6 protein-coding genes and 1 rRNA gene are annotated in these 6,638 nt (G+C 60.9%); 4 read left to right on the top strand and 3 right to left on the bottom strand.

All coding sequences use genetic code 11. The annotated features are described in order from the left end of the window. Nucleotides 1-129: 129 nt before the first annotated feature. A 5S ribosomal RNA gene (gene rrf, locus PGX04_RS17505) occupies nucleotides 130-251 on the top strand. A gap of 118 nt (nucleotides 252-369) precedes the next feature. On the opposite strand, the gene PGX04_RS17500 is transcribed toward rrf, so the two are convergent. The 3 genes from PGX04_RS17500 to PGX04_RS17490 all read right to left on the bottom strand — a co-directional run bounded on the left by PGX04_RS17500 (nucleotide 370) and on the right by PGX04_RS17490 (nucleotide 3,296). After that, a complete protein-coding gene (locus tag PGX04_RS17500) occupies nucleotides 370-1,716 on the bottom strand; it encodes a ribonuclease J (protein WP_273739692.1) in 1,347 nt (448 codons plus the stop codon). Nucleotides 1,717-2,427: 711 nt separating this feature from the next. Beyond that, on the bottom strand, nucleotides 2,428-2,703 hold the full coding sequence (locus tag PGX04_RS17495; RefSeq protein ID WP_273739691.1) for a helix-turn-helix transcriptional regulator: 276 nt from the start codon (nucleotides 2,701-2,703) through the stop codon (nucleotides 2,428-2,430). 398 nt (nucleotides 2,704-3,101) lie between these two features. Continuing rightward, nucleotides 3,102-3,296 carry a cold-shock protein gene (locus tag PGX04_RS17490; RefSeq protein ID WP_006187181.1) on the bottom strand — a complete coding sequence of 65 codons (195 nt, stop codon included), beginning with the start codon at nucleotides 3,294-3,296 and terminating at the stop codon, nucleotides 3,102-3,104. A gap of 482 nt (nucleotides 3,297-3,778) precedes the next feature. On the opposite strand from PGX04_RS17490, the gene PGX04_RS17485 reads away from it, so the two are divergent. The 3 genes from PGX04_RS17485 to PGX04_RS17475 all read left to right on the top strand — a co-directional run. Continuing rightward, on the top strand, nucleotides 3,779-4,504 hold the full coding sequence (locus PGX04_RS17485) for a queuosine precursor transporter (RefSeq protein WP_273739690.1): 726 nt from the start codon (nucleotides 3,779-3,781) through the stop codon (nucleotides 4,502-4,504). A gap of 187 nt (nucleotides 4,505-4,691) precedes the next feature. Then, nucleotides 4,692-5,786, top strand: a complete 1,095-nt coding sequence (locus tag PGX04_RS17480; RefSeq protein WP_273739689.1) for an aminopeptidase — start codon at nucleotides 4,692-4,694, stop codon at nucleotides 5,784-5,786. A gap of 614 nt (nucleotides 5,787-6,400) precedes the next feature. Next, a partial coding sequence (locus PGX04_RS17475) for a DUF309 domain-containing protein (protein WP_273739688.1) occupies nucleotides 6,401-6,638 on the top strand: 238 nt, incomplete at its 3' end.

Genomic DNA, 6,638 nt, shown 5'->3' with positions numbered 1-6,638 from the left:
CAGCGTTACGGTGAGTACTGGAGTGCGCGAGCCTCTGGGAAACTCGTTTCGCCGCCTCCACTCATATCGACCAATCCGGTCGAGCGACCGATCGTGGTCTGACGGCGGTTCGATTCCGCCGATCGGCATTACAGCGGCCACAGTGGCGAGGTACCTCCCGTACCCATCCCGAACACGGAAGATAAGCTCGCCTACGTTTCGGTGAGTACTGGAGTGCGCGAGCCTCTGGGAGATCCGATTCGCCGCTCCTATTCATACTAATACCCACACAGCAACTGCTGTGTGGGTTTTTTGCTTCATTTAAGCACGATGACGCCGTTGCTCGCTATTCAAAACCTGCAAAAAGAAAATAGCCGCAGCAGCGGTCGCTTAGACCAGCTGGATGACGTTTCCGTTCGAGGTAACGTGGAGATCGCGTCCGAGCTTGTATCCGCGATTGGAGGCGAGGTCGACATATCCTGAGAAGCCGCTCATGTTCTGGTGGGCCGGAATGACGTGCTCGGGCTGCAGCGCATCGAGCATCTCGTAGTGACCCTCCTGACAGAGGTGACCCGAGACGTGGACCTCGTCGTAGATGCGTGCACCTTGCATGCGGAGTAGCTTTTCGGCCTGGTAGCGCTGGCCTTCGTTCGTCGGCTCCGGAATCACTCGAGCGGAGAAGACGACTTTGTCGCCGTCCTCCAGTTCGTACGGCGTTTCGCCGCGCCCCATTCGCGTGAGCGTCGCTCGAGGCTCACCTTGGTGGCCGGTGACGACGGGTAGGAAGTTCTCCTTGCCTTCGTTCATGATGCGTTCGAACGTCTGCTCGATGGACTGGCGGTAGCCGACCATCTCGACGTCAGAGGGGAAGTCGATCCCGATCTGTTTCGCGGTCCCGGAGTACGTCTCCATCGAACGGCCGAGGAGGATCGGCGTGCGATCAATATCTCGAGCGAATTCGATGAGGGATTTCACGCGGGCGATGTGGCTCGAGAAGGTGGTGGCGACGATGCCGCCGTCGTAGTCCTCCATGCTGTAGAGGACGTCCCGGAGGTGTTCGCGCGCGACGTTCTCGGAGGGTGTTCGTCCCTTTTTGTTCGCGTTGGTACAGTCTTCGATGTAACAGAGGACGCCCTCGCCCTCGCGGCCGATCTCGCGGAAGCGCTCCATGTCGATCGGGTCGCCGATGACGGGCGTGTGGTCCATCCGTTTGTCGAGCCCGTAGACGACTGCGCCTTCGGGCGTGTGGAGAACGGGGTTGATCGCCTGGACGATCGAGTGGGTGACGTTGACGAACTCCAGTTCGACTGCCCCGGAGTCGCCGATCGACATCGTCTCGCCGGCGTCCATTTTGACGAGTTCGTTCTCGGTGTTGAACTTCCCTTCCTCCTCGAGTTCGCCTTTGACGAGTTCGAGCGTGAACGGCGTCGCGACGATGGGTGCGTCGTACCGGTGTGCGAGTTTGCTGATCGCACCGATGTGGTCGAGGTGGCCGTGGGTGGGGACGATCGCTTTGACGTCTCCCTCGAGGTCGCTCATGATCCGGTCGTCCGGGATGGCTCCCATGTCGATCAGGTCGAGGCTGTGCATTCCTTCGGTTCGGATGTTGTCGTGAATGAGAACCTTCGACAGGTTCAGTCCCATGTCGAAGATCACGATGTCGTCACCGGCGCGGACCGCCGTCATCTGTCGCCCGACTTCCTCGTAACCGCCAATTGTCGCAATTTCAATTTCCATTGTTGGTAGGGCCGATCATAGCAGTCCCGTGGACAGTCGTGCAGCCGGAATGGCTGCGGGGAACGGCGTCCTGCGACGTGAGCCGGCTTCGATAACGTCCGCGGTGGCTCGAATCGAAGGCTCAGTCCCGACCGTGCCAGGGACAGCGCCTATTTCGGTTAGTGAATTAACGGCTCTCCCGACGTAAGTAGTTCTGGGTTTCGGGGTAGACGTGAGGCGAGGAGGCGAACTCGAGGGACCCTCTGTGGCTGACGGGCCCAGAACGGTCGATCGAGTCGAGTTGAACGAGCGATTGGGGCTCGTGATTGCAACTCGAGGGGATTCGGTTCGCGGTCATCGAGGAGGCAGACGGTCGGTTGCAACTGGTTTCGGTGTAAGTCCATATCGTATCGAGGGTGCTTCAGGACGGACTTCCAGCCGACCGTCTCAGCCCCGCCCTGTCAGTAGTGGTAGAACGAAGGGCGGAGACAGCTGCCGGAACGAAAACCGCGGATACTGTCTCTATCGAGTGGTGAAACGGGACCGTTTCTGCCGACAGGTACCCGCTGATGACGGTGTCCGAGCGGGTTCTGCCGTCACCTGCTCGGTCACACCGGATCGATTTCCGTGAGTGTCGCCTATAGCACCTGCTATCAGCCGATATCGGACGTTCCCGTCGGTGCGTGTCGCCCGGCTACCGGGGCGGAGAGTGCAGGACTGGTGGGTGTCGAACTAGTCGTCGATATACTGTTGTTCCCACTCCCGGCGCTGCTCGATCGTCTGTCGGCCGCGGTCACTGATCTCGTAGTAGTTGGTTCGTCGATCGAGCTCCCCCTTCTCGACAAGGTCTTTGTTGACCAGTGTGTCGAGATTTGGATACAACCGGCCGTGATTGATCTCGCTGTTGTAGTATGACTCGACTTCGTCTTTCACGTCCTGGCCGGAGGGCTGATCAGCCCCTGCGATCACGTACAGAAGGTCTCGTTGAAACCCTGTCAAATCGTCCATTTTGTACTCGAGTGAACGAACGGGCGCCCGGCTATTTGTTATCGATTTCGTATCAACCGTTCCGTATACGTTCACCGAAGCTAACAAAGTCAGTCAGACTAATATCTCGCGTTTCATTTCGTAAGAACATGCTAAATCCGGTTACGGAGCCGTACAGAGAGCCCGTCTAGAGACTTATAACGGATTTCATGAAAGTTACGCAAAACGAAACAGACCGCTCACGGTCGCTCAAACGAAATAACACTCATCGAGTTGACTGGTTGTCGCGGTTCGACACTGTCAGTACGGATGACTCGATTGTCTAGTATCGATGTCACGAAGCCGTCGCTGGCTATCGTGTCATGTGTTGAAGAATGATAATCGAATGTGAAACCCGTTACCGAACGTGAAAAGCCATTTTACAGGCGGGTGACGTTGGTGGCGCGGGGGCCCTTGGGGGCCTGTTCGATATCGAATTCGATGTCTGTGCCTTCTTCGAGGTCCGGACCGCCAACGTCTTCCATGTGGAAGAAAACGTCATCGTCTGCGTCGTCCGTCTCAATGAAACCGTAGCCGCCTGTGTCGTTGAAGAAATCAACGTTTCCTTTCGCCATTGCAATTCAATCGAAGCCCGGGACACGTATAACAGTTGTGTTACGGATATACTGTCGAAACAAAAATAATTTTGTCGTGAACCCGACGGTCATCGGACTGTAGCGGTGAAAACATCGAAGTCGGTTTTTCTATATCTCAGAGGTATTGGCGCCGGCGATAGCGAATCGGTGACCCCCACGAGACGGAACACGAGCCGGCTCGAGGGAGGGGTGGACGATTCCTCCCAGCGGGAAGCGGACGAGAAGCCACCGATTTCGCCGTTCACGCTCGAATTCGACCGACCGTCCGTCCAGAACCGGCCGCGGCTCGACGGACGGCTGTGATCGACTCGAGGACGATTCCGGAGACGATTCAAGGGACGATTCCGGGACTCGCTCACGGTCGACGACTGCCTGGTGGGAATATCCTTTGCGGACTGTAGTCACCCTCGAGGTGCACCGGAATAGTATCGTTTAGGTGGTTCCGATGGGTATGCCGCGGTATGAACCGGACAGAGGCCCGAGGAGCGCCGACGATCGCGCAGGTCGCGCTGATCGGTCTCTTCGTGACCGCACTCGTCACCGCGCAGTTGACCGCGTCGAAGGTACTCGCGTTCGAACTCCCGGTCGCGCTCCCGGTGACGGGGGCACAGCTCGCGTTGCCCGGGGCGGCCCTCGCGTACGCGCTGACGTTCCTCGCGAGCGACTGTTACACCGAACTGTACGGCCGCCGCGCGGCCCAGATCGTCGTCAACGTGGGGTTCGTCCTGAACTTCGTCGTCCTCGCGCTCGTCTGGTCGACGATCGCCGCGCCGGCCGCCCCCTCGAGCGTCGATCCCGCTGCGTTCGAGACGGCACTCGGTGCGTCGACGAACGTGGTCCTCGGGAGCCTGTTGGCCTATCTCGTGAGTCAGAACTGGGACGTGATCGTCTTTCACCGGATTCGGGACTACACCGGCTCCGAGAAACTCTGGCTCCGCAACATCGCGTCGACGGCGAGCAGCCAGGCGATCGATACCGTCATCTTCGTCTCGGTCGCGTTCGCCGTCGCACCTGCCGCCCTCGGCGTCGGTGTCGTTCTCCCGACTGACGTCATCCTCTCGTTGATGGTCGGCCAGTACCTGTTGAAACTCGCGATCGCCCTCCTCGACACGCCGATCGTCTACGCTATCGTCTCGCTCGTGCGCTCGCGCGAGGGGCTCACCGCCGAGGAGGCGCACGCCGCCTGATTTCTCCTCGTCAGAATCCGTCCGGGCCGATCGCGCGACGGGTAGCGATCGGTATCGCACTCGTCTCAGACGGACTGTTGTAAATCATTCCCGGAGCAACCGCGAACCGTCCTGCGGTTGCGCCGGTACATCGGTACAGTAGACCGCATCAGTGGCTACTATAGGATCCCGCTCGAGAGGAACGATCATGGACGAACGCGTACGCGAACACGCCGAGGTGCTGGTCGACTGGAGCGCTCGCGTCGAAGCGAGCGACGACGTCGTTCTGTCGGTGGGGCCGGACGCGCACGAGCTGGCGGTCGCCGTCGCCGAAACACTCGGCGAGCGGGGCGCGAACCTGCTCGCGACCTACGGCTCGGGCGAAATCACGCGGGCCTATCTCCGGGCCCACGACGGCGATTTCGACGCGAATCCGGCTCACGAACTCGCGCTGGTCGAGAACGCCGACGTCTATCTCTCGCTCGGCGGCGGGCGGAATACGAGTGCGACGGCCGACGTTACCGGCGACCGGCGGCGAGCGTACAACGAGGCCAGAAGCGAGATTCGCGATCGCCGACTGGGAACCCGCTGGGTGTCGACGGTCCACCCGACGCGCTCGCTCGCCCAGCAGGCCAACATGGCGTACGAGGAGTACCAAGAGTTCGCGTACGACGCGATCCTCCGCGACTGGGAGTCGCTGGCCGAGGAGATGGCCCAGTTGAAAGCGTTGCTCGACGAGGGGAGCGAGGTACGACTCGTCTCGAGGGGGACCGACCTGACGATGCGGATCGAGGGCCGGACGGCGGTCAACAGCGCCGCGTCGGTCGCCTACGACTCGCACAACCTGCCCAGCGGCGAGGTCTTCACTGCACCCTCCGCGACCGAGGGCGAGGTGACCTTAGACGTCCCGATGACGATACGGGGGGAGTCCGTCCGGGGCGTCCGCCTCGAGTTCGCCGAGGGCGAGGTCGTCGATTACGACGCCGAGCAGGGTGGGGACGTGATCGGCGAGATCATCGAGACGGACGACGGAGCGCGCCGGCTGGGCGAACTCGGAATCGGAATGAACCGAGGTATCGACCGCTACACGGACAATATCCTCTTCGACGAGAAGATGGGTGATACCGTCCATCTGGCGCTCGGCCGGGCCTACGACGCCTGTCTCCCCGACGGCGAGTCCGGCAACGACTCGGCGGTCCACGTCGATCTCATCACGGACGTTAGCGAGGACTCCCGCCTTGAGGTCGACGGTGACGTGATTCAACGAAACGGGACGTTCACGTTCGAGGATAGCGAGGTCTGAGTTCGCGGGTCGTTCGGTTCGGAGCGGCGAGCGCGGTGGATCGTCGAGACGGCTTCGATGTTTCGATGGCGTTTTTTGGTGGAGATTTTTGCGCGAGCGAACAACGTGAGCGAGCGGAAAAAGGTCCAACTGGGACGTTCTCGTTCGAGGATAGCGAGGTCTGAGTTCGTGAGACGTTCGGTTCGGAGCGGCGAGCGCGGTGGATCGTCGAGACGGCCTCGAAACGCCTGCGGCGTTTTTGCTGGCGAGACACGAGTTAGTCCGCTGCCAGCTTCGGACGCATCTCTCCCCTCGAGCGACGGTAAGGACTTCTTACGGATCGGTGGTGGCTCTCTATACTGTGGGAAGCCATCCCATACTAATATGTATGCTCGCCCTCACGTCAAGTACCGCCGGACCGGTGGCGGATAGTAACCGGTTAGGGCGTCGACACGCCCTGGATTCCCCCCAGTCAACAGTTGTCTGTCCCGCCCTGCCGGAGGCGGTAGTGTGCTGTCGGTACCCCGGCGACGTGGCGTCCCCCCTCCCGGTGTGACCCGGTCGCCGTTGCCGGCAGGATATCCGGCGGTCACCGTTTTCGTCACGTTCTCGAGTCTCGAGCCCCAAGGACGGCTATGCGCGATCGGCTTCGGGCGGGCGTCGCCATCTTCAACAGTGGCCACTATCACGCCGCTCACGACGCCTGGGAGGACCGCTGGCTCGAACTCGAGGCCGGCAGCGACGACGAACGCCTGCTTCACGGACTCATTCAGTACAGCGGCGCGGTCTATCACGCCCGCGAGCGCAACTGGGAAGGGGCCGTCGGGCTCGCCGAGAGCGCCGGCGGGTACCTCGCGGGGCTGCCCGCCGACT

This window comes from Natrinema soli (genome assembly GCF_028618695.1).
Note: the sequence above shows the minus strand (reverse complement) of the source record. Positions and strands in the feature narration are given on the sequence as shown.